This window comes from Stieleria maiorica (genome assembly GCF_008035925.1).
GTDB lineage: Bacteria > Planctomycetota > Planctomycetia > Pirellulales > Pirellulaceae > Stieleria > Stieleria maiorica.
The window spans coordinates 4,920,924-4,945,353 of record NZ_CP036264.1; the positions used below are offsets into that span (position 1 = coordinate 4,920,924).

Genomic DNA, 24,430 nt, shown 5'->3' on the forward strand with positions numbered 1-24,430 from the left:
ACCGGCTTCCGGTCGGTCACGCCGTGGGACTGGCCTCCGGACTGCCATGCCCTACTCGTCCGCGTCAACTTCCAGGATCCCCGCGCCGCGCAGCTCCGCGGCCAGCCGCTTGGCGACCAACAATCGACCTTGTTTCGAGAGGTGAATGTGGTCGTCGATGAACAATTCCGACTTGTTCATCGAATCAAGCTCACGCTCCAAATCGACCAGCGTGTTGCCGCGTGACACCGCCACGTCGCGAACGATCTGGTTGTAAGCGCGATGGATCTCCAACAAGTCCTCCAAGTTCTCCGCCTCCCCCGACTCGATCAGGTACGGCGGCACGCCCAAGTCAAACGCGTGCGGCGCGGTCAGGTACCAACAGTCGAATTGGTTTGCCCGGCACACCTCTCCGATCGCTTGCAGGTTGGCACGGTAATCCTCCGCTTCGACTCGCATTGCCGAATCCGCAACCGCGCGAGGCATTAAACCTTGGATCAGCTGAAAAAGGCGTACCTTGCTCAACCCGCCGGCCAACGGGGGCTCCACCGCTTGTTGGTCTTTGTCCTGATAGCCGCGTGCCAGCCAGTGGTCATTCCATCCGAAATACACCGTGACCAGATCTGGATCCCAGCCGGTCACCTCGGTTTCCAGCAATCGCTTTCCTTGAAAAGACGTGTAACCGATGACCCCGCCATTGATCACCTCAAACTCCCCGGGAGCCACCCGATCCAGATAACCGCGCAACATGTCGCTGTAGGTGACCGGCCCGAAATGCGTGCAGGAGTCGCCCAGGCAAACGATTCGAAACACGCCGTCCGGCTTGTCGGCGACAAACTCGGGACCGTAGAAACCCATCGAATTATGACCGAGGACTCCGGGGCGAGGACGCCAGAATAAGGTCGCGTCACGTTTCAAAAACGGCTGGGGCGAATTCGTGTTGTAGTCATCGATCGGAAAGGTGAATTCCATTCGCTCGACGTCAGAGGCGGCGCGATACCCCGCGACCCGCAACAGCCCCTCGGCAACCAAGAAAAAAGAGACGGCGACCAAGATACCAAGCACGATCTTCCGCCGCACCGGAATGACGCGGTGCGAGGGGGATTGATGCGAAGGCGTATTCTTGTTGTCCACGATCGTCCTGCAGCAAAACACCGAAAGCCATGAAAAAACCTCGCCTCATGAAAGAGGCGAGGTCACGTTCGTTTAGACTATCAAACAGATCCAATCACAGCTACTGATTGAGTTGTTCTTCGATCGTTTCTCCGGTCGCCCTGGTCCCCAAAGCACCCCATAAACCATAGGGACTTTGTGCACCTCCGAGGTTCATGCCACCATCGCGAACCACCGTGTCTTGCGTCAGATCACCGGTGTCGACACTATCGGTCATAAAGATCACCGCACCATCACCCATCAAGACGTGGGCCCCGCCGGAGTGATGACTTCCCGCGGTGTAGATACTGTACGTGTTGTCCGAATTGCTTCGGGCACAACTCGCGGAGTTAGGCGGCAAGATGGTTTGGAACGCGGTGTAGGCGGGACGCCCGTCACCCCATCGTCCACCACGACCGTTGTTGATCCCGGAACTGATGGTCGCACCGGGTGCATAAAATGCGGGACGATCGGGATCGATGTGGGCGCCTTCTTTACAGTTGAGCGGAGTTGCGAAGTGCGAATTGGTCGGCGTCATGCTGGTGATCCGCCGCACGTAATCCGATTTAACTTCACGCGTCCCGCGCGAGGTGCAGATTTCGCCAGCCGCGATCGTGTTGGACAGCCCGTCCAGCGTGTCGCGGAAACGGGTTTCCAATCGCGGCCAAAAGAATCCACGGTTGGCCGCTTGGGCTCGCGTCGCCATCCAAGTCTCGTCGAATTGGTCTCCCGAGCCGCTCCCGTTGTTCCAGAAGCCGTTTTCGTTTTTTCCGCCCCACCAGGCGTAGTCGAACGAATCGCCCAACGAAGCAGCGTAGTTGGCTTTCCCGATACTGATGTGCAAGCTCGGGTCACTTGGACAACGGTAGGTCGGAACCTCCGTCGCCCACGGCGGATACTGCGTGACCCAAGGACAGGGTCCCATCGGAGGCCACTCGCCGTTGGTCACCTGAGAGGGCATGATTCCTCCGGTTGCCGCTGATTCGCGGCTCGTGTTGGAGATCTCGTCCCACAAACCTTGTTGTTCCATTTGGGGAAGGATGGAAACCAGATAGCTCAGGTACAACCGGTTGCTGTTGTACGTGGTGTTGGCACCGGTCCAAGTCTTGGCCGTCCCGGTCATCGTGTTGGGGATTTGCTTGAACGCACTGTGATAGTTGTGAATCGCCAAGCCAATCTGCTTGAAATTGTTGCTACACGACATCCGGCGTGCGGCTTCACGGGCGGCCTGAACTGCTGGGAGAAGGAGTCCCACAAGAATACCAATGATTGCGATCACCACCAGCAGTTCGACGAGGGTAAAGCCCCGCCTAAGAGTACGCGGTCTTGACATAAAAAACCTCGAAGTAACGGAAAAGAACAAGAAGAGATCCCCCATTCCAAGGGAACTTCGCGTCCAGGATAAGGGAGAGATTTGATCAGGTCAAGAAATTGTTGGAATCTCGCCACACCAACTTGACATCCGAAAAAAGAAAAGTCTCGCGTCCGCTGTTGCTGCCGGGCGGTTCAGTGGAAGAAACGCCCCGCAAATCACGGCACTTTGCACGAATCGATCGCACCGGCACCGCGATGGACGCGAAGATCGACCTGCTCGCCGAGAATCACTCACGTCGTGCGAGTTGCTCCTCAAACGAGCTCAATGCGGGCGCCGGAATCGACGCCCTAAGAGCGGCTCGGGTTAGCGGCCTCACTCCCCCTCGTCCGGAGCGTCCATTTCCGCCTCGTAATCAGCATTCTCCTGCTCGATCTGTTGCTCTGTTCGAGTTTCTTCGGTCGTCGAAGGCTCACTTCCGCCACAGCCGACCAGGACGGTTACCGAAGCCAGCACAACAAGCAAACCACCAAATAAACGCTTCATCAATCTAAACTCCAAGGGAATGTGAAGAATCTTCAAACCGGTCCCAGGTTAGCACGCCGCGTCCCCCGCGCCGATGCAACCAAATGCCCCAACGCCGATTCGCGATGATCCGTCGGTCGGGAAACGCTCGCCCGCGCCCACTCGGTGTCATGGTTGCCGCTGGTTTTGCGTCGGGTTAGTCTTTGACCGATTGCGGAAAACCGACGGTTAGCATCACGCGATTGAACCCAAACGGCCATTGAACTTGGAGACAACCTCACCGACGACCGCGAAGAGGACGCCCAAGCCCAACGAGAAAGCTTCTTTGGCCGGCAACGAAACCTCTGTGGACCGCCCCCAAGTCATCGCCAGATTTCATTGGTGGCTGTTGTTGATCGCAGTGATCGCGTTCGTCCTGCGTTTGGTGCACGTGCTGCAAACCGGCCAAGTCCCTACCGTTGATCAGCCGATCGGGGACAGTCGCGGCTACCTTGATTGGGCCTTCCAAATCTCCCAAGGCAATTGGTACGGCTCGGAAACGTTCTATCAAGCTCCGCTGTATCCCTATTTTTTGGCGATCCTGAAAAGCTGTTTCGGCGTTGCGGCCCTGGGGATTCGGCTGGCGCAGATCACACTCGGTTCGGTCTCGGTGCTGCTCGTCGGCTGGACCTCCCGTCGCTTGTTCGGCGACCGCGCCGGATTGGTGGCTGCCGCCATGTTGGCGGCGTATCCGCCGAGCATCTTTTACGACGCCTTGATTCAAAAGGCCGCGTTGGCGTCGTTCCTGCTGTGCTGCTTTCTGTTCTTTTTGACCGAATTGACCAAGCGGCCATGGATCACCATTGCAATGCTGTGTGGCATCAGCTTGGCGCTGCTGATCGTGACGCGAGAAAACGCGCTGCTGTGGTTTCCTATTCCACTTGCCTGGATCGTCCTGGGACTGAAATCGCCAACCGACAGGCCTGAATCGGGCGTCGCTGACATCGAGCGATCACAACGCTGGAAACTCGCGCTGGGCTATGTGGCCGGATTGACGATCGTGCTGTTGCCGGTGGCCGCCCGCAATGCGTCGCTCGGCGGCGAATGGTCCCCAACGACGTTCCAAGCCGGCCCCAACTTTTACATCGGCAACAATCTCGGTGCGAACGGAGTTTACGTGCCCTTGGTTCCCGGACATGAGACACCGTTCTACGAACGAAGTGATGCGATCCGCTTGGCCGAACAGGAATCTGGAGAGCCGCTTTCCGCCCGGCAAGTCTCCCGTTTCTGGATGAGCAAAGCCATCGGGGAAATCCGACAGGACTACCTGCATTGGTTCCAACTGATGGCGATCAAATCCCTGATGGTGATCAATCATTACGAAGTCCCCGACGTGGAAAGCTTCGCGTTCTATCGCGAATTCTCCGTGCCGCTGTTGGCACTCGGCAAATTGCTGCACTTCGGCATCTTGTTCCCGCTGGGAGCCATCGGGATCGCGATGACGATCGACCGCTGGCGTTCGCTTTGGGTGTATTACCTGCTGATCGCAACCATGATCGCCGCGGTCGTCGCTTTTTTCATCCTGGGACGCTACCGGCATCCGCTTGTACCGCTGCTGTTGCCTCTCGCCGCGGCAGCGACGGTCGAAATCATCACGCGGCTTCATAACCGTCAGTACCGCAGCTTGGTCGCGGCGGCCCTGGTCGGAGCGGTTTCGGCGGTCCTGGCCAACGTGACGATCCACGACGAAAACCGATTGGAAGCCAGTTCCCGCATGAACGTCGGCATCGCAGCGGCGAAATCCGGCAACCTGGGCCAAAGCATCCAACTGTTTCGACAAGCATTGGAAGCATCCCCGGAGATCGCCGAAGCGCATTTCAATCTCGCTCGAGCACTGTCGCTTTCGGGAAACGACGTCGAAGCGATACGCCACTATCAACACGCGCTACAATTAGACGAACGGCTGACCGAGGTGTATTACCACGCCGCGACGTCGTTCGAAAGACTCGGCCACCGTGAAGACGCTTTTCGCTTCTATCAACGCGCCTACGAATTGATGCCGGCCAACCAGAACGCCTTGAAGGGGATGCGGCGCACCGGGAAGGATCCGTCCCCTTCATCCAACCAATGACGACCGCATGACGAATCAAAAGCGGATCCTGATCGCCATCACCGGCACCGCGTGCTTGGTCGGGTACCTCTTCCTGACCCGAAAAGGACGCAACAATGAAATCGATGCCGATGTACTCCTGAGGCGTCAACGACAGATCGATTCGGCAGCGGAAGACGACAGGCTCGCCCAGGCCACCGACCTGGACCTGCTCCGGAAATCCGGACGCGGCCAACCCGTCCCCGCTCACCTGGTCTCCGAAATCGATCCGTCATTTGACCATTGGGTCGTTGCCGACCGGAAATTAACCCATCGGGCCGAGGTGCCGTTTCAACCCGGCCAACTCCCCACACCGCCGTCAACCGATGCACCGGTCCATACCAATCCGGGCTTTCTGGGCGCGGACGCTTGCAAGGAATGTCATGCCCGGCAATACGATTCGTTTGTCGAAACCGCCCATTACCGCACCAGTCGACATGCGGACCCCGACGACATCATCGGATCGTTCCAGCCGGGACAAAACGAGTTGAACACCGGCACGGTCGGCGTGTCCTTTCAGATGATCGAACGTGATGGCGTGCCGCTGCAACGAACGTCGTTCTTCGGCTGGCAATTTGACGTCCCCATTCACTTGACGTTCGGATCGTCGAATATCGCCGAAACCTATGCCTACTGGAGCGGCGACAAGCTTTATCAGCTGAACTGTTCCTGCCTGGGCGACGGAAACCGATGGATCAACAGCCCCGGATACGTCGACGGCGATGCCGCATTCGCCCGCCCCATCCTGCCCGGATGCATCGATTGTCACTCGACCTACATCGACGTCCGCGAAATGCCTAATCGGTACACGCCCCAATCGCTGATCGTCGGGATCTCCTGCGAACGATGCCACCGCCCCGGAAAGCAACACGTCCAATACCACCAGGCCAATCCCGATGCCAAACAGGCTCGGCACATCTCCGTCCCCAGCAAGCTGACACGGCAACAACAGATGGACGTCTGCGGCCAGTGCCATACCTCCAACAAACAGCTGGGCAACCGCCGGCCCTTTCAATTCCGGCCCGGCGACCGCCTGGAAGACCACTACACCATGCTGGATGAATCCCAAACCGACAATCAGGTGCACGCCAGCAATCAATCGGCCAGACTGGCGATGAGCCGATGCTTCCAAGCGTCAGACATGGCCTGCGTCGAATGCCACAATCCCCATCACAACGAACGCGGACAAGTCCAACTCTTCTCCGAACGTTGTCTTTCTTGCCACGAAACACAGCACTGCACGTTTCCCAATCCGACAGGTCTGAATCTGGGCGACAACTGCATCGACTGCCACATGCCAAAAGGCTCGGGGAACCTGCACATCAACACCGAGCAAGGCAAGATTTTCCCGCCGCTGCGCGACCACTACATTCGCGTCGACGCCGCCGCGACCCAAGACTTTCTTCGATCGCAGCAATCACCCTGACGGATCTCTGACGCGATTTGGAACAACCATTCGGGGCGGAATGATGACGCAACGTCTTGCTGACACCCGGCAACTGCTGCTACTTCCGATCCACCATCATCAATCCGTTGTCAGCCACCTTCAACAGCGGACGCGAGTAGCGTGATTGGGCGCCCAGCCCGCCGGGACGGTAGGTGAACCCGATCGCCAGATTCCAGCCCTCTTCTTGATTGCCACCGCTGCCGGTGCCTTCGTTGGGGATCAGGTAGGTTGCCGAAGTGTTCCACAACAAGTTGCCGTGAACCGGCAGATCCAGCTCCATGCCCAACAATCCATCGTCGTTGTCCGTCCAGCCGACGAAGCCCTCGCAAGAGCCCAGCCGTGCCAGGCGGTGGCGATAGAACAGCCGGTACTGCGTCATCGCTTCCAGCTCGATGTCGTTGCGAACCACGGCGCCGCTGTTGTTTAGAACGCTGGTCGTGGCCGTGTCGTCATCGACTCCCACTGCGAACTTCAACCCGAACACGTTGCAGCCCCGGTTGACCCAACCGAGTTCACCACGCAGTTGGACCAAATCGCTACGGTAGTACCAATCCTCGTACAAGTAATCCAGCACCAGACCGTATTGGAACCCATAGTCCACCGTCCGGAAAATGCCGCTGGTCAAAAAGATCTGACCACGCGTCTCGTCAGTAAACCCGGCACCGGAAAGGTTGTTCTGGGTGAAACGCACGCCGGATTGCCAAGCCATGTCGGTGCCGAAAAACCGCAGTCCGACGCCTTTGTTGAATCCCTCATAGAATCCGAAACTGCCCGTCCCACGACGATCGGTTCCCGTCGCACTGATGTTGGCAAAATTCATCGGTCCGGTGTGCCCGGCCACGCCGGCAAACAGATCCAATTGCGCCCACTGGATTCTCAGCCGTGGAAACAGGCAATCGATGAATCCCCCGATGCCGCCACAACACGCATTGCATCCACACGTCGGATCGTAGCCGTCGCAACAGGCATCACAGCCGACGCCGTCACAACCGCAGCTCGGTTCGCCCCACACCTCGGTCCCACACGCAGGCTCGAACCCGCAGGACGCTTCGATGCCGCAACCGGGGCCGGCAAAGCCTCCGCCGACCGGGCAATCACAAACCGTTTCACAACCGCACGTCGATTCGAAGACGGCGGGACCGTACCCGGAATCACCGTCGAAATAAGCCACTTGCTTCAATTCGCCGCCGTTATGAACGGCGTGCGAGACCGAAACATCACGCCGACTTCGGCGCACCGGCACCGCATCGGACATGTCCACGCGATCGCTCTGAAACACGTCGGCTGCCGCGTGCACCACACCTTCGCCGGTCGCCGCGGGACCCCGAGCCGTCGCCGCCGGGCCCCGAGCCGTCGCGGCGGAGCAGCACAGCAAGAGCCCCCAAACGAGCATCACCGGACACGCCATGACGCAAATTCGCCCGCACCGTCCGGAGTCGAACATTTTTCGAGGACTCGACGTGTTTCCACCATGCAAGACCCGCGTAATGGAGTGGCTTGACGTTATCATGTTCCAAATCTTTCCGCTGGGAGGCGTTGCGAAATCAGAAACCGCTTCTCGGTACATCTCTTGGTTTTATGTTCGGCACCCCTAATCGTGATCATTAGAAAACTTTGCGCAATCGGAATTCCTTGCCACCTCATCATCCTGCCAGTAGCGCTGGCGGTTGGTCTGCATTTAGCCGCCGTCCCGATGGCCCAGGCACAAGACGATGCCGCGACAGCGGAGACCGCTGAAGATGACGCGGCGGAGGAGAAGGCGCCCGCCGACACGGCGGCTGCCGACTCAGGGAGCGCCGACACGGCGGGGAGGCCGCAAACGGTCGAGGTCCCCGAGCCGGTCGATCCTGCGACCGCGGCGGTGGATTACCCCCGCGACGTAGCACTGGTGGACGGCAAATTGCTGGTCGTCGATCGATTTCTGCCGGGCATTTGGATTCAGGAAGGCGAGGAATTCGAACTGTTCACGCCCGGAACCCCGCTTTTGCGTAAGCCCATGAACGCACCTTGGTGTGTGACGGCGCATCCCGCAGGCGGCATCCTGATCGGCGATTCGGCCACCCGCGAGATCTACCACGCCCCCCAAGCGGGCCCGCAACTGATCGCGTTGAATAATGGTTACCTGGGCATTCCGATGGCGATCGCCGTCGATGCGTCCGGGCAAACGATCTATGTCGGTGACGCGGAACGCCGCGCCGTGTTTCGTCTGCCGATCAGCGGCGGAAAACCCGAACTGGTCGCACGCGTCAATGCACGGGGGCTGTCGTTTGATGACGCCGGCAATCTGTGGGCGGTGACCCCCGACGCCGCGGCGGTTCAGAAGATCGACGTCGCCAACAATTCCGCCGAAACCGTCGTCGACGGCCGTCCCTATCAATTTCCCGGCGGCCTGGTCTGGGCGGGCGAAGAAGGCTTTGTCACCGATGTCTACGGCAAGGCGATTTGGCGATTCGCAGCCGACGGGACGACCGAGAAATGGTTCGAAGGCGAACCGCTGGCCGGACCGGTCGGCATCACCGCGGACGAAACGTCCCTGTATGTCGCCGACCCAAAGAAAAAACAGGTTTACCGCTTCGATCGGAAGACCAAAGCGGTTGAACCTGTTTTCTAGCGGGACCGACAGCCCCGGTGGATGATTGAGGCGACTTCGACTCAGTCGCGAACGATCACGCGGCCGTGCTTGGTGATCACCACGTCGACGCACTCGCCGCACTCGAACTTGTACGTCAAGATCTTGCGGCCGAACAGGCCTTTGCGGCAACCGACGTAACAGGGAACTTGGCCGGCACAGCAGGCGTCAACGCAAACGGTGACGGGGTACTTGCAGCCCGTGCAAGGATCGACAGCGCAGAACGTCACTTCGACCGGCGGGGGCGGGCAGCAAACCGGCGGCGGACAGCAAACAGGGGCGGGGGCGCAGCAAGGGGCGGGTGCAGGTTCGCAACAACCAGCCGACGCGTTCACGGCGGCCAGTGATCCGATCAGCAACGCAGTGCAAGCCGCGAAAACTCGAAGACCTTTCATTGGGGTTTCCTACAGTAGAAGGGGGTGTATCGTTTGATGCCGCTGATACGGGGGGCGACATCAATCTGATTGGCGAAGTCTTGCTCATCAACAAGGTTTGTGCAAGTCGCCCAAATTCCAAATTATCGCTGCAATCGATGTGCCTTTTGACGGTTCTTGCGGTGATAGCGAGTCGAAATCAGCTGCCCGACGGGTCGCGCCGTCGCACCAACGCCCATCTTTCCACCCGCAAGGACGGATTCGCCCCCCAATGGGACAGATTCACTTGTTCCCAGGCTCTGCCTGAGAACACACTGCAGTCGCAGGCACCGCCTCGCGATCCGCACACCGAGTGTGGCAGAGCCACACGGACATGGCGCAGCCCAGGCAGAGCCTGGAAACGAGGACAAGCTTTGACGTATGTGTCGTCAATGTCCTATTTGGTCCCATCGCCGCGTTCTTTGCAGCAGCAGCCCGCCGCCATCGGCCTGGCATTTCCGATTGGACTGGAACAGCGACCGCAAAACTTGTTACTACGGCAGTGCGCCCGATTTCCCCGTTCGCCGAGAGTCCTGTTTCGCATGCCAATGCCCACGCACCACAAAAGTCGCCGAATGTTGTTCATTCTGGCAGCGACGTGTTTTTGCCAGGCGAGCGTGGGCTGTGTCCGTCGGCGGATGACCGTCCGCACCAACCCTCCCGGAGCGATGGTGTCGGTCGATAACCAGGTGATCGGGGCCTCTCCCGCGTCCACACCGTTCGTCTACTACGGAACACGAGAATTTCGTGTGGAGGCGGACGGCTATCGCACCGAAACGATCCGGCGTCGCTTCAACCCGCCATGGTACCAATGGCCGGGCATCGATTTTGTCGCCGAAACCTTGTGGCCCGGCGAAATCCGTGACGAGCGCATCATCGATGTCACGTTGGTCCCCAAGACGCTTCCTGCGTCCGAAGAAATCATCGCCCGAGCCGACGGACTGCGCCAGCAATCCAACTCGGGAATCGTCACCGCCCCCCGGCAATAGACTCGCCGCAATCGCCCCGACCGCTACATCACCGAGAAGTAGTTGTCGCAGGCGAAGTCGAAGTACTCGTTTTTCAGCTCGAGCTCCAAGTCGTTGTACAGGCAAAAATTGCGGACTTGCAGCAGCAGGTCACGTGGCTGGCAGTTTCGGAACGGCCGCCCGACCGGCAGATAGTGTGTCTTGATCAAGTAGTCGATCGCTTCGGGGTTGTAGGGCATCTTGGTGACCCGGCACATGATTTCGAACAGTTTTCGAAAGTCCTGCTCCGGCGGGTTCTCGACCTCGATCTTGTACGGGATCCGGCGCAAGAACGCATCATCGACCAAGTCCTTCGGTTCCAGGTTGGTGCTGAAAATCACCAACTGGTCAAACGGGACCTGGATCTTTTTCCCACTGGCCATGTTCAGAAAGTCATAGCGTTTTTCCAGCGGGATGATCCAACGGTTAAGCAACTCGTCGACGCGCATTTTTTGACGACCGAAGTCGTCGATGACCAGCGTGCCGCAGTTGCTTTTCAGCTGCAACGGGGATTCGCTGATGTTCGTGTCGGCGTTGCAGAGCACCTCCAGCATGTCCATCGTTAATTCACCACCGGCGATGATCGTCGGCCGCTCGATGCGGACCCAGCGTTTGTCGAATCCACCGATGTCCAACAGCCCCGTGTTTTCCTCGGGCATCGCCAGCACGTGGTTCATCGGATCGAACACCCGCAACACGTCGCCGTCGATGTCCACGCTGCGCGGGATCCAGATGTACTTTCCGAACGCGCCGGTCACCCGCTCGGCGATCGACGTCTTGCCGTTACCGGGAAACCCGAACAGGAACATCCCCCGGCCGCTGGCGATCGCCGGGCCGAGTCGATTGAGCATTTTCGGGTTGATCAGCAGGTCACTGAAGGCCCGCACCAGGTCCGCTTTTTTGGGGTACTGGCCTTCGATGGTCTGGTAGCGGACGCTCTTGATGTAGTCCTCCAAACGGACCGGGCAAGCGCCGAAATAGGTGCAGTCGGAGTTGTGGTTGCGGGCGATTTGGCGACCCGTTTCCGTTAGAACATAGACGTAATCATTCGTCGCCGTCGCGTTCTTGTAGGCGATGTTCTGCTCCATCTTCATTCGCGTCAAAATCGGTTCGACCAACCGAAATGGGACTTTGACCTGATCGGCAATCTTGCGGCCTTCCGACTCACCGGCGGTCAACAGAAAGCGATACATGATCGCCTCCAAAATCGACTCGTTGATCCCCGCCTTCTCCATCGACTCCGGCTCGACCGGCCGCCAGGCCTCGTCACGCGATGGTTCAAATCCGAGCGGTCCCGCCGGGATCTCGACGCCTCCGCCCAGCGATTGCTTGGGGCCGCCGGCCGCTTCGGCCGCGGGGGCATCCGACGACTTGGGCGAACCGCCCGACGTTGATTTGCCGGCGCCTGCTGCTGCGGCGGCTTGCGGGGTCGCCGGGCGCGACGGTCTGGCCGGAGCCCCCGGTGCCGAGACTGCCCGATCGCCACCGACCGGTGGTGATCCGGGAGCCGCATTGCCGGGGGTTGCAGGGCGTTGCGGTGCGGGGCGCTGCGGCACCGGCGCTCGCTGGGCCGGTTGGGGGCCATCGGGCAATGCGGCCGGCGGCGTTCTCCGCGGCGGAGCGGGCGTGTTGGCAGCCGCTGCCGGTTGGCCCACCGATGCGGCCGGCCCCGGCCCGCTGGCACCCTGTGGCGGCGCAGCGGCCTGCGCCGGCTTTTGTGGCTGATTAGGCGGCTGCTTCGCTCCCTGGGCGGCCCCATCGCCACCGGTCAACGATTGAATTCGAGAGATCAGTGCATCCAGTTGGCTATCTGCATCCGCGCCGCTGCCGGCAGAAGGAGGCGTAAATGACATCGAGAAGTGACCTTCGAAATTGGAAAGTAGTCGGCGGGTAAGACCAACGGGACACGCCGCTTCTTCGGTATCGGACTGACACCAGGGCGACTCTTCCAATCATCGGACCTTTCGGATTAAACCAGTCATCGCATGTCGATCGCCGTGGTGGCGAAGTTCCCTCAACCCTTCGGGTCGTCCGGGACGATGTGTACGACGTCCCTTCCGGGGCGTCGCGGGGGTGATGTGGTACGACGTCCCTTCCGGGGCGTCGCGGGGGTGATTTGCTACGACGTCCCTTCCGGGGCGTCGTTGGGAGCCCTTCGAGCGATGAGCCCGGAACGGCGATCGCACGGAACAACACGCAGGACTGTCCCAGGCAGCGTCCCGGAAACGTCGACCAAGGAGACCGGCCCGCAGGGCAATTAGCCTGCCAAAAACCGGGGCTCGCGATTAATTTTCAAAAATTTCACCGATGCCTCTTGTCAATCAGCGAGCCCGCCCCTATCTTTCCGCCTCCTTGGTGAGGGCGAGCGACGCGAGTCGCTTCTCCCGCATCCAACCGATCATTGACAATTTGGTGGTGAAACTTCTGTTGAGTTCAGCAGTTGCGAGATCGCTTTGCTGTGCTTGTGGCGGGTTCCTAATGCCCCGCCTTTTCAAGTGCAGCGAAAAATGGCGAATCGCTGGGCCGCGTAACCGAGCGGCCCGGAGCAGAATTGAACTTTCGGTTTTAACTTTGATTTTCCCAGAGTGGCTTTGGTCGCTCTGTGATGCAATACAAAATTGAAGGGTTTGATCCTGGCTCAGAATGAACGTTGGCGGCGTGGATTAGGCATGCAAGTCGTGCGAGAAGAATTTTTTGCTTGCATTAAATTCGGACAGCGGCGAAAGGGAGAGTAACGTGTGGTTACATGCCCAGGGGTCCAGGATAGCGTCGGGAAACTGGCGGTAATACTGGATGACATCTTCGGATCAAAGGTGAGATTCCGCCCTTGGATTGGACCGCATACTATTAGCTTGTTGGTGAGGTAATGGCTCACCAAGGCAGCGATGGTTACCGGGTGTGAGAGCATGGCCCGGCTCACTGGGACTGAGACACTGCCCAGACACCTACGGGTGGCTGCAGTCGAGAATCTTCGGCAATGGACGAAAGTCTGACCGAGCGACGCCGCGTGCGGGATGAAGGCCCTCGGGTTGTAAACCGCTGTCAGTTGGAAGGAAGGACCTGTGCAGAGCAGGTCTTGACCGATCTTCAGAGGAAGGACGGGCTAAGTTCGTGCCAGCAGCCGCGGTAAGACGAACCGTCCAAACGTTATTCGGTATCACTGGGCTTAAAGCGTGCGTAGGCGGCTTGGTAGGTGTGATGTGAAAGCCCACGGCTCAACCGTGGAATTGCGTCGCAAACCCCCAAGCTTGAGGAAGACAGGGGTGTTGGGAACTTATGGTGGAGCGGTGAAATGCGTTGATATCATAGGGAACACCGGTGGCGAAGGCGCAACACTGGGTCTTTACTGACGCTGAGGCACGAAAGCTAGGGTAGCGAACGGGATTAGATACCCCGGTAGTCCTAGCCGTAAACGATGAACACTGGGTTGAGGGGACTTCCACATCCTCTCGGCCGTAGCGAAAGCGTTAAGTGTTCCGCCTGGGGAGTATGGTCGCAAGGCTGAAACTCAAAGGAATTGACGGGGGCTCACACAAGCGGTGGCGGATGTGGCTTAATTCGAGGATACGCGAAGAACCTTATCCTAGATTTGACATGCTTGAGAGTCTCTATGAAAGTAGAGAGTGCCCTTCGGGGAGCTCTTGCACAGGTGCTGCATGGCTGTCGTCAGCTCGTGTCGTGAGATGTCGGGTTAAGTCCCTTAACGAGCGAAACCCTTATCTCTAGTTGCCAGCGGGTAATGCCGGGGACTCTAGAGAGACTGCCGGTGTCAAACCGGAGGAAGGTGGGGATGACGTCAAGTCCTCATGGCCTTTATGTCTAGGGCTGCACACGTCCTACAATGGTACGGACAAATGGACGCAAAGCCGCGAGGTGGAGCAAATCCCAAAAACCGTGCCTCAGTTCGGATTGCAGGCTGCAACTCGCCTGCATGAAGCCGGAATCGCTAGTAATCGTAGGTCAGCATACTACGGTGAATGTGTTCCTGAGCCTTGTACACACCGCCCGTCAAGCCACGAAAGTTGGGAGGGCCCGAAGTCGCTGAGCGAAGAGCAATCACGCAGGCGCCGAAGGTCAGCTCGACGATTGGGACTAAGTCGTAACAAGGTAGCCGTAGGGGAACCTGCGGCTGGATCACCTCCTTTCTAAGGATTCTTAGAAATAGGTTCTCCACTGGTGACAGTGGGAATCGAATCCGTGGAAGTGGTCTCGCAAACGACTCAACAGAGAATCGTCAGATTCATTTCACCACCAAAGACTCACGAAAGCCCGCTTCGGACTGTCGCCAGCCGAAGCGGGTTTTTTCGTGCGCGCTCGGGCCGGTTGGGAGTTGGGAGTTGGGAGTTGGGAGCGATCGGGCATGTGGTGGTGACTGGGCGTGTGGGGAGAGAGGACCAATAGGACCGATGCGACCGAGAGGACGCCACCGTCCGCCACCACACCTCGGTCCCATGTGTCCCCTATGTCCCATTGGTCCTATTCCCCTCAGTGCCCCACCGCGGATCCCGCCCGCGACCTTGCTAGCACCTCGCCCGAATGGTGCCACCCACAAACCATGCCCCCGCCCCAATTGGTGCCACCCACAAACCACGCCCCATCCGAGACCTTGCTAGCATCCGCAGCACCAGCCGCCATCACCGATTTGATGGGTGGCACCAATTGGCTCCGATTTGATGGGTGGCACCAATTGGCTCCGATTTGATGGGTGGCACTAATTGGCTTGGGGCGTTGCGAATTTGGTGGGTGGCACCAATTGAGGTTGAATTTGGTGGGTGGCACCAATTGAGGTTGGTGGCAGGGAGGGTCGGAAGAGAGGACCAATGGGGCCGATGCGACTGACAGGACACCAGCGGTTCCCCTTCACATCTCGGTCCGATGTGTCCTCTACGTCACATTGGTCCTCTCGTCGCTAGCCCGCCACCGCCGGGATCCACACCGGCGTCGCTCCCTGTCACTCCGACTTGTCAAGCAAACGCTGCAAGTGTGTAACGATCGACATCGAATCGTTGCCCTTCTCCAACACCATGGTGTTCTTCAAACCGGCCGCCGCGTCGTGGATCCGCGGGTCGACGCGACCGGTGTACAGGCACGCGGGGGGTGGGTCACCGGCCTGCTGTAGCTCTTGCAGGAAATCCGTTCCGCTCATTCCAGGAAGATTAAAATCCACCAACAGGCAGTCGCACTGCCCCAACTCGTGATAGGCAAGGGTACTTTCGGCCGACTCAAAGGCGACACACTGGTGGCCGAGCGCCGCTATAATCGCGCAGAGCGAATCCCGGACGTCTGGGTCATCTTCCACAATGACGATGCGGGCTTGTTTCTCTACGGACAACGATCATCCCTCCGTATCATCATCTCAGCGGACGAATTTTCATTTTTGACGCGGACGTCAGGTTGTGGGTCGGATTTCTGTTTACTTAGTCTACTTACTCGCCGCACTGCATGCGGTGTCCAACTGCGTTGCGCTGCAAGCAGAACCTTATCGACCGCGGTACGTTGACCCCTGGTCGGAATCATGGCGGATTCGGGCGTTCCCTCAATTGAAGGGACGAGAACTGAAATGCATCGCAGAGGACTCCGGGGGCGCGATCTGGTTTGGCGTCGCCGCCGGTGCGGTCCGCTTTGACGGTTTGCACTGGGACGAATTTAGTGCATCGACCGATCTGCCGGGGCCGGCAATCGCTTTCGCACAGGCGGGAACTCAATTCTATGCCGCCACACGGTCTTCGGTCCACGTGTTAAACGGCGGTGGCTTTCGCAAAGTGTTTCCGACGTCGGACCGTCGCGCCTGGGTGATCGAAGATTTAGCAGCCGGCCCCGATGGGACGCTTTGGGCATCGACCGATTTGGGCGCCGTTGAATTGCACGGCAACGGCCCGGCGTCAGCCGACGTTTTGTGGCAAAGGATCCGACTGTTCACAACACCCGAGATCGGACGCCACCTTCAGGACCAAAAGCTTGACGATTCGATTGAGATCGAAACCGTCGCCGCCTCCGAGGCTGTCCACTGGCGTGCCGGGCTGGGTGTCTGTGTGTACGGACAAGCGGTCGATGAAAACGCCATCGTCGCGGTTGCCGAAAACGGTCCCGCGGACAACGCGGGGATCCGCGTCGGAGACCGGATCGTCGGCATCGACGGCGAGCCTCGCCGCTCGGTTTACCAACGTGAACTTGAAGATTCACCCGGCACACGGATTCGGCTGAAAGTGCTGCCGTATGACAGCGACGAGGTGACCGAACTGGAGTTGGAGTGCGAATCGATCGAAGGCAGGTACCAACGATTTCGCCCGTTGCGGATCGTGGTCGACCCTCACGGTACCGTCTGGTTTGCCACTCGCCTGGGAAGAATCTATTCGCTGCACCGCGATCAAACTGGGGCTGCGACATGGACCAATCACACCCGCCAGCACAACCTTCCGGTCGTGGCGATGCCCAGCATTGCGGCGACGACCGAAGGAGTCGCAGCGGTCGGTCGCAACACGGCGACCGAATCGCTGATTCGTTACGACGGCACGCGTTGGACCGTGGTCGACCTGCCGCGAGCGCTCGGTTCATCGATCGAATCGGCCGATGACGGTTCGCTGTTGGTTGGAACCAACGGCGCCGTGCTGTCGGTCGAAACCGGCGGCCGGGTGGTCGACCACAATTTGCGAGACTATGGCATCTTCGGAAACGACACGATCGTCAAACGCATGTCCGATGGTGCGGTCTGGATCGCCGGCAAGGGCTCGATCGCTCTTCGGATGGAGCCGCAAGGCAAACGCTGGACGTCGTACCAGGGACTGGTTTTCCAAGACAGTGGTGACAACGACACCGAGTGGTTCCTGACCGACCGATTGGCCGTCGTGCGTCGTCAGGGTGAACGTTGGCAACAATACGATGCATCCGATGGGCTGATGACCCAACCGCTGCGCGTCATCGCGACGAAGAGCGGCGACGTGTGGGCGGCCGGCAGCCATGACGGTGTTGCCTCGACCGCACGGATGGTCGGCGGTCGCTGGGAACGCCACCTGCATCCAGAACTCTCGTGGGCCGTCGATCGACGGGCGGTGTTCGAGGATCGCGAGCAGCGACTTTGGTTCGGTGCGGCCGTCAACCAACAGGTCCAAGAAGGCGAGCGGGGCGGTGTGCTGCGATTCGACGGGACAAACTGGAAACATTTCCCACCGACCAACCGACTGGATTTCGTCTACGGGATCGCACAAACACGTGACGGATCGGTTTGGTTCGCCGGACCGTCGCTCGTTGAGATCCGACCGGATGACCGGTTCGGTTCGCCGTCGAACGTTCCGCTGCTCGCGCGAGGATTCTCCGACGCCTTGTGCAATGACTCTTTTGGGAATCTGTGGATCGGCACGCGCAGCAAGGGCGTGGTGAAGCTGAATGCCCGCACCCGAGGTGATTCGGAGTACGAGGCCATCGCCTACGACGAATCAAGCGGGATCAGCAATAACCGGATCAAGAGCCTTCTGACGCTGCCCGGGGCAAATGTCATGATCGGCACTCCGGCGGGTTTCGATCGCTTCGACGGCCAGACCTGGGGCAAAGCGTCACTGCCGCCCGAGTTGGCCTATGAAACCGATTATGGCGGATTGCACCAAGGCCAGGGCGAACAATACTGGTTCAACGCGTCGGGGTTGTCGTACATGACCCGCGACCTGTCCCAAGGAATCCCGCTGAGCGACCTGGGCTCGCTGCGCGAGCGATTCACGACGTATCATTATCGGCCCGATCGCCGACCGCCCGAAACGATCCTCGATCGCTCGGCTTCTGAAAACAAGTTCGGCGAAATCGTCTCGTTGTCCTGGAGCGGCACCGACTACCTGGACACCACCCCTCGCGACCAATTGACGTACTCCTGGCGTTTGGACGACCGGCCGTGGAGTGCGTTTTCACCGAACGCCCAGGTCAGCTTTCGGGACCTGCCCGTCGGCACCCATCACGTACGCGTCCGGGCCCGCGATGCCGATTTCAACATTGACGCGACGCCGGCTGTGATCACGTTTGAAGTCTTACCAGCCCTCTGGCAGCAGAGCTGGTTTCAAGGATTGTGGGTGGTGATGGCGATCCTGTTCGGATTGGCGATCATCCAAACCGGACGCGTCTTTCGGCGCGAGGCATCGCTGCGAACCAGCAATCGCAAATTGCTGTTGGCCGAACAAGACCTGCAACGCGTAAACCAAAACCTGGAAAGCCGCGTGGCCCAGCGGACACGCGAGCTACGCGAGGCCAATCAGCAGCTTCACGCCAGCGAAGTGCAGTATCGGTCCATCGTGGAAGATCAGAGCGAATACATCGTCCGCTTCGACGCCGACCGGCAAGTCACGTTCGTCAACTCCGCCTACCTCCGCGCCAATCGCGTTTTAGGCCAGACCGCGATTGCGACGTTACCCGCCGACGCCGTCGACCGACTGCGAAGGGTGATTGCGGGTGTTAAACCGGGAATGCAACATGGCAACTCGACCGTCTCCTACCAAGGCCATGACGGCCAACTGCGATGGGAACAATGGCATTGTCGCGTGTTGTCCGACCAGGTCGGAAACCGACTCGGATACCAAGTCGTCGGCAATGACATTACCGACTTGCGACTCGCCCAGAATCGACTGAGTGAAAAGGAGTTGGAACTGGCGCATTTGGCGAGGGTTTCGGCGCTCGGTGAAATGGTCGCCGGGATCTCGCACGAGATCAATCAACCACTGGCGACAATCGCCAATTTCTCATCGGCATCCCTGTTGCTGTTGGAACGCGAGCAGGAAGACGGAGACAGCGGCCAGGATCGTGGGCAGAACAGCGACCAGGACAACGAGAACGTGCGTCAATGGATCGCGCGGATCAAAGAACAAACCCAACGCATCAACAAGATCGTCAACAGTTTGCGTCGATTCGGTCGCCCGGGAAGCAATCTTGCGGCATTCGACCTGGAGTCCGCAGTCTTTGAATCGTTGGCGTTGTGTGAATACCAGACGCGATCGGTGGTTGAAGACTTGCGTGTCGAGATCCCAGAAGATCTTCCGCGGGCCTACGCCGACCGTGTTCAGATCGAGCAGGTACTGGTCAACTTGATTCGCAACGCCGTCGACGCGATGGACGATCCCGCCGTCGTGAACCGGACGCTCAAGATCACCGCCGTCGCCGACCAGAATTCACTCAAGGTGTCGGTGATCGATTCCGGCCCCGGCATCCCTAAAGAGCGGGCCGAAGAGATCTTTCAAACCTTTGTGACCACCAAAACACATGGGATGGGAATGGGGTTGGCGATCAGTCGCTCGATCATTGAATCGCACCGAGGCAAACTGTACACGATCGATTCTCCCGACGGAGCGTGGTTCGAGTTCACGCTCCCCACCGCGAACGACCATCCTGCAGCACCCTCGTCCTCACAAGGCCTCTCCGAAGTGCCCAAGTCAGATTCGTTGAGTGTTTAATGTTCCCCGAACGCCGCTCACCGCAGCCGGTTCATCTTGAACCGCTGTTGACAGCCCGACCGCAAAATCAAGTGCTGACTACGCCCGGAAAACAGGGGATTTCCATTTCGCGGCATCAAATCCGCTGTCGGCGACGAAGATCTTGCCGGCATTCGAACAAACCGCTTGATCGTCGGCGGTCATGTTTTCGACGGCCGTGGTGATCACCAGCTTCAGTTTCCCGGCGTGCTGAACCAACGCCGGGCACGTGTTCTGGGGTGACAGCGGCGTCCGCCAAACCTTGCGGCACTCTCCGCTGGCCATGTCATACAGTCGGGTTTCCCCGAACGCGGCCGATTGCGGGAGGAACATCGCCACGATCAACCCCATCCCGTCCGGAGTCAAAATCGCTCCGTCGGGAACGGCCGGGTCGGAGGTCAGGTCCAACACGACTTCCGGTGCGGACAAGGTTCCACGATCGATGTCCAAACCATAACGAACGACTTGGCGGGTCGGCGAATCGATGTCGATCAACGACAATCGATCTGCATCCACGATCGTCGCCTTGCCGTTGCTGCAGATCTGGTCGTCACGTAGTCGGATCAGTTTCTGATCACGTCCACGATACAAGTACAACCCGGCCTTCTTGGTCGCGAACTCCAAGTCTTTGGTGCCGAAGATCAAGTTGTCTTCCAACGGCAGTCCATCATTGATGATGGTGTTGGTCACATCCTGATCGATGGTGTCGCAAAAGGGTTTCCAGTCACCCGAGACGACGTCGAAGTACCCCAGCGACCGCTCGCAGCCGACGACAAATCGATTCGGCGTTTGACACGGGAACGCAAACCCCGGTCGCCCGGGCAAATCCTGTGAAACGTTGGCCCCGCTGTCAAAGTCGTAACGGTTCAAACTGCCATGGGTCGCAGATGCGCCGTGCTGAATCCCCACCCAGGAAAAAACGCCCGGGGCAACTTGATAGGGCCCTTCGGGAAGGAATCGCAGGGCGTCCGAATCGGGAACGTTCAGTGGAGTTGCTTCGATGACTTCGGGCACAATCAAACCTCGGCGAATCGCGCGGGCGGGACGGGGAATCTTCGACACCATGGATCGGCACCATACATCGAACACGGCGTGGTGATAAGCATGCCAGCAGATTAGGCGACGCCAAACTCCATCAACAGCATTTTGGGCACGCCGATCCCGACGACATGAATCGTCCCCAGCCAGGGTTTCGCTTCGGAATTCGAAAACCCGTCTTTTTGGGCCACGAAGGTGACGGTCATGTCGGCACGGAAGGTGACGTCCGAGGGGATGCCGGTATCACAGTCCAGCCCGGTCGGCAAATCGATCGCAACTCGCACCCCTCGCCGAGCGTTGGCGACGGTGACCGCGTCGGCATACAGCCCCCGCGGTGCCCCGGTCGCCCCCGTTCCCAGCAGACAGTCCACAACGATTTCGTCGTCCACGAGCAGTTGCTCCAGATCTTCGGCAGACCTGGCAACCTGGATCGGCAACCCGGCTTTCATTGCGATCGCCGCGTTGGCAAACGCGTCGCCGGTTAAACGATCGGTCGGGACCAGTGAGACGATGCGGACCGGGAACCCGAGCAATTCCAGGTGGCGGGCGATGACATAACCGTCGCCCCCGTTGTTTCCCGGACCGCAAAGGATGCAGACGGGGCGTTTGACGTCAGCGCCCGAACCGTGATGCAGGGCAGCGATGTGCTCAGCCGCACCGCGGCCGGCATTCTCCATCAGCACCAATCCGGAGATGCCATAGGTTCCGATCGCGATCTGGTCGACCCGGCGAACGTCCTCTCGTTTCATACCATGCTCCTCGCGCCTTGATTTCCCGTTGCCAAAGCCACGGTGTGGATCAACAATAATGTCGAAACAGAAGAATCATATCGGATCCCAAATGCCGGCGGGAAGCGTCGCGGCCTGTTGATTTAATCAGCCGTTTGGCGCGAGCCGACGGGCGCCAGTGCGTTTTCTTGGTATTGGAGGCCCGTACGCTTGCGCGAAACGGCTGATCCCACGTGTAATCGGATTAAATCAACCGGCCGGTCAGTGAACGGGCCCCGCTAGTCGAGCGACTTTCCCGGCACAGACGCGGGCCACTGGCTCACGCCACGTGCTGGCAACAAATGCCAGCGGGAAGCGTCAGCGAGCGGCCCCCGTCATGCCGGCGGGAAGCGTGAGCGAGCGGCCCCGTCACCATCCCACCACTCCTGCCCAAACATTCCACCACTCCTGAGGCAAAACCATGCCACTATACGAATACGAATGTTCCAAATGCGACCAGTCCGTCGAGTTGCTCGTCCGGTCATCCCAAGAGCAGGTCGCCTGCCCTGAATGTGGGAACAAGAAGCTGACGCGATTGATGAGCGCCCCGTCCGCCCCCAACATGAAAGGCTCCGGCGGCTCGCTGCCGATGGCATCCGACGGCCAATCGTGCGGGGCCCCACGATGCTGTGGCGGGATCTGCCAATAAAAATTGCGACTAGGGTGCAGGTCCGTCAAATGAGGCGCACCCTTCGGAACTTTGGTCGCCCGCTCTCGCAGCGACGCGGAATCGCCTAAAGGCTAAACACAACGGTTTGCTGGCTGAAGCCATCATCGGGTGTCGACGCGTCACTGCGGCGCCGCGACCAGGTCATACCCCTGGCTGGCGACGATCTCGCACGGGACGATGTCGCCGACGCTAGGCTCGGCGCCGGCATCCACACCGCTGACATACACCACACCGTCGATCTCGGGAGCTTCCGAGCGGGTGCGGCCGATCCAAACGCCTTCCTGTTCTTCAAACTTGGAATCGATGATCACATCATCGAGTGTTCCGACCCGATCTGCGTTCCATTGAAACGCAATCTGCTGTTGGACGGCCATCAAGTCACTCATCCGTCGCTTGGCGATTTTGGCCGGAACTCGGTTGGGCAGCTTTGCGGCCGGCGTGTCTTCTTCGACGCTATAGGTGAACACACCCAGGTGTTCGAAGTGCTGTTCGGCGACGAATTCGACCAACTGTTCGAAGTCGTCCTCCGTCTCGCCGGGAAATCCCGTGATCATCGTCGTCCGCATCACCAACGACTTGATCTGGTCACGCAGTCGACCGACGATATCTTCCTGGGACGCACGCGTGGTCTTGCGGGACATGCGTTTCAGCATCGAGTCGCTGGCGTGTTGCAATGGCATGTCGATGTACGGCAAGATTCGATCGGCACCGGCCAGTGTTTCTACCAAGCGGTCGTCGATGTACATCGGATAAAAGTACATCAATCGGACCCAGTCGATCGAATTGATCTTGTCCAGTTCCGTCAACAGCTCGGTCAATTTGGGCGTGCCGTACAAGTCCTTGCCGTAGTACGTCGTGTCTTGGGCGACGATCACGACTTCGCGGACCCCGCTGTCACCCAACCGTTTGGCTTCGTCGACCACCTGTTCGATCGGTTTGCTGTAATGCTTGCCACGCATCTTGGGGATCGCGCAAAACGTGCACAGCCGGTCGCAGCCTTCGCTGATCTTCAGATACGCAAAGTGCCGCGGGGTGACGGGCGAGCGGACGGCATCGGACAGCGGGCGGATCGGGGCCGGGCGAAAGACGCGTTGTTGCTCTTCGATCCCGCTTTTCAACCTGTTGGCGACATCAACGATATCGTTGCGTCCGAACACGCCGACCATGGCATCGATTTCCGGGCGTGCTTCGAGCAGCTTGCCCTGCTGACGCTCGGCCAGACAGCCCGTCACCACGACGCCGCGGATTTTTCCCTGACGCTTCAGATCCAGCATTTCGTCGATCGCGCCGAGCGATTCTTCACGCGCCGAATCGATAAATCCGCAGGTGTTGACGACGACGAAATCCGCCGCGTTCACATCGCCCACCATGCGGTATCCGTCCTGGTCCAGCCGGCCGAGCATCTGTTCGGTATCGACCAGGTTTTTGGGGCATCCCAACGAAACGACGGCATAGCTGCCTCGGGCCGACCCTTCCCCCTCCTGCGGGGCCGGGATTCGGGGGGAATCAGACTGATTGACGACGGGAAGTTGCATGGATTTCAGGTCAAAGGGCCAGCGGTTCAGAGCGTCGATCGCACGACGCCACAGATCGAAGCGAACCATTGGAACCGAATTCCCTCAAACGAGCAAACGGTTCGTGGAATCCTGCCCTTTCAACGACATCCCCGGCCCCGTCGCGGAGCTTGCCAAGAGTTTGCGTCCTCGGCAACACACCGCAGTAGCGGCGTCGAAGCCGGGGCAAAGCCCCCCGGAGAGATCCAGGGGACAATAGGCCCCATGCGACGTAGACGACCAATACGACCGTGCGACCGCAACCGCACATCGCTCGATCGGTCTCCTTCGTCCTAACGGTCCTATTTCCGCGATCTAGAATTGCCGCGGCAGGCGGCGGTCACGCCGCAGGCGTGTGTCCGAAAGC

16 protein-coding genes and 1 rRNA gene are annotated in these 24,430 nt (G+C 59.3%); 7 read left to right on the plus strand and 10 right to left on the minus strand.

What is annotated here, in order from left to right; genetic code table 11:
* Nucleotides 1–51: 51 nt before the first annotated feature.
* The 3 genes from Mal15_RS16725 to Mal15_RS34135 all read right to left on the minus strand — a co-directional run bounded on the left by Mal15_RS16725 (nt 52) and on the right by Mal15_RS34135 (nt 2,989).
* On the minus strand, nt 52–1,113 hold the full coding sequence (locus Mal15_RS16725; RefSeq protein WP_147868812.1) for an SGNH/GDSL hydrolase family protein: 1,062 nt from the start codon (nt 1,111–1,113) through the stop codon (nt 52–54).
* 100 nt (nt 1,114–1,213) lie between these two features.
* A complete protein-coding gene (locus Mal15_RS16730; RefSeq protein WP_147868813.1) occupies nt 1,214–2,464 on the minus strand; it encodes a DUF1559 domain-containing protein in 1,251 nt (416 codons plus the stop codon).
* 354 nt (nt 2,465–2,818) lie between these two features.
* Nucleotides 2,819–2,989 (minus strand): hypothetical protein, encoded by a 171-nt coding sequence (locus Mal15_RS34135; protein ID WP_167546860.1) that lies wholly within the window; start codon nt 2,987–2,989, stop codon nt 2,819–2,821.
* A 325-nt stretch (nt 2,990–3,314) separates the two neighbouring features.
* Here Mal15_RS34135 and Mal15_RS16735 point away from each other — a divergent pair, with 325 nt between their 5' ends.
* A complete protein-coding gene (locus Mal15_RS16735; RefSeq protein ID WP_233903502.1) occupies nt 3,315–5,078 on the plus strand; it encodes an ArnT family glycosyltransferase in 1,764 nt (587 codons plus the stop codon).
* A 7-nt stretch (nt 5,079–5,085) separates the two neighbouring features.
* Nucleotides 5,086–6,522, plus strand: coding sequence for a multiheme c-type cytochrome (locus tag Mal15_RS16740; RefSeq protein ID WP_147868814.1), 1,437 nt, complete (start codon nt 5,086–5,088; stop codon nt 6,520–6,522).
* 79 nt (nt 6,523–6,601) lie between these two features.
* On the opposite strand, the gene Mal15_RS16745 is transcribed toward Mal15_RS16740, so the two are convergent.
* Nucleotides 6,602–7,951: a DUF6666 family protein gene (locus Mal15_RS16745; protein ID WP_147868815.1), complete on the minus strand. Its 1,350-nt coding sequence runs from the start codon at nt 7,949–7,951 to the stop codon at nt 6,602–6,604.
* Nucleotides 7,952–8,236: 285 nt separating this feature from the next.
* On the opposite strand from Mal15_RS16745, the gene Mal15_RS16750 reads away from it, so the two are divergent.
* Nucleotides 8,237–9,154, plus strand: a complete 918-nt coding sequence (locus Mal15_RS16750) for an NHL repeat-containing protein (RefSeq protein ID WP_147868816.1) — start codon at nt 8,237–8,239, stop codon at nt 9,152–9,154.
* A 41-nt stretch (nt 9,155–9,195) separates the two neighbouring features.
* On the opposite strand, the gene Mal15_RS16755 is transcribed toward Mal15_RS16750, so the two are convergent.
* Nucleotides 9,196–9,567 carry a hypothetical protein gene (locus tag Mal15_RS16755; protein ID WP_147868817.1) on the minus strand — a complete coding sequence of 124 codons (372 nt, stop codon included), beginning with the start codon at nt 9,565–9,567 and terminating at the stop codon, nt 9,196–9,198.
* A gap of 593 nt (nt 9,568–10,160) precedes the next feature.
* Between Mal15_RS16755 and Mal15_RS16760 the strand changes: the two genes are divergently transcribed.
* Nucleotides 10,161–10,574 (plus strand): PEGA domain-containing protein, encoded by a 414-nt coding sequence (locus Mal15_RS16760; RefSeq protein ID WP_147868818.1) that lies wholly within the window; start codon nt 10,161–10,163, stop codon nt 10,572–10,574.
* A gap of 23 nt (nt 10,575–10,597) precedes the next feature.
* On the opposite strand, the gene Mal15_RS16765 is transcribed toward Mal15_RS16760, so the two are convergent.
* Nucleotides 10,598–12,445 (minus strand): ATP-binding protein, encoded by a 1,848-nt coding sequence (locus Mal15_RS16765; protein WP_233903503.1) that lies wholly within the window; start codon nt 12,443–12,445, stop codon nt 10,598–10,600.
* Nucleotides 12,446–13,207: 762 nt separating this feature from the next.
* Here Mal15_RS16765 and Mal15_RS16770 point away from each other — a divergent pair.
* A 16S ribosomal RNA gene (locus tag Mal15_RS16770) occupies nt 13,208–14,737 on the plus strand.
* 806 nt (nt 14,738–15,543) lie between these two features.
* Here Mal15_RS16770 and Mal15_RS16775 read toward each other — a convergent pair.
* Entirely contained in the window at nt 15,544–15,924 is a 381-nt protein-coding gene (locus tag Mal15_RS16775; protein ID WP_147868819.1) for a response regulator, read from the minus strand.
* A gap of 115 nt (nt 15,925–16,039) precedes the next feature.
* Here Mal15_RS16775 and Mal15_RS16780 point away from each other — a divergent pair, with 115 nt between their 5' ends.
* Nucleotides 16,040–20,017: an ATP-binding protein gene (locus Mal15_RS16780; RefSeq protein WP_167546861.1), complete on the plus strand. Its 3,978-nt coding sequence runs from the start codon at nt 16,040–16,042 to the stop codon at nt 20,015–20,017.
* Nucleotides 20,018–20,095: 78 nt separating this feature from the next.
* Here Mal15_RS16780 and Mal15_RS16785 read toward each other — a convergent pair whose 3' ends face one another.
* Together Mal15_RS16785 and Mal15_RS16790 are read right to left on the minus strand one after the other, a co-directional pair.
* On the minus strand, nt 20,096–21,100 hold the full coding sequence (locus Mal15_RS16785) for an SMP-30/gluconolactonase/LRE family protein (RefSeq protein WP_147868821.1): 1,005 nt from the start codon (nt 21,098–21,100) through the stop codon (nt 20,096–20,098).
* A gap of 50 nt (nt 21,101–21,150) precedes the next feature.
* The gene (locus Mal15_RS16790; RefSeq protein WP_147868822.1) at nt 21,151–21,822 is read right to left on the minus strand and encodes an NAD(P)H-hydrate epimerase; all 672 of its coding nucleotides are present in this window, start codon (nt 21,820–21,822) and stop codon (nt 21,151–21,153) included.
* Between the two features lie 439 nt (nt 21,823–22,261).
* Between Mal15_RS16790 and Mal15_RS16795 the strand changes: the two genes are divergently transcribed.
* Entirely contained in the window at nt 22,262–22,489 is a 228-nt protein-coding gene (locus Mal15_RS16795) for an FmdB family zinc ribbon protein (RefSeq protein ID WP_147868823.1), read from the plus strand.
* 140 nt (nt 22,490–22,629) lie between these two features.
* On the opposite strand, the gene rimO is transcribed toward Mal15_RS16795, so the two are convergent.
* Nucleotides 22,630–24,045, minus strand: coding sequence for a 30S ribosomal protein S12 methylthiotransferase RimO (gene rimO / locus Mal15_RS16800; protein ID WP_147872115.1), 1,416 nt, complete (start codon nt 24,043–24,045; stop codon nt 22,630–22,632).
* Nucleotides 24,046–24,430 lie beyond the last annotated feature (385 nt).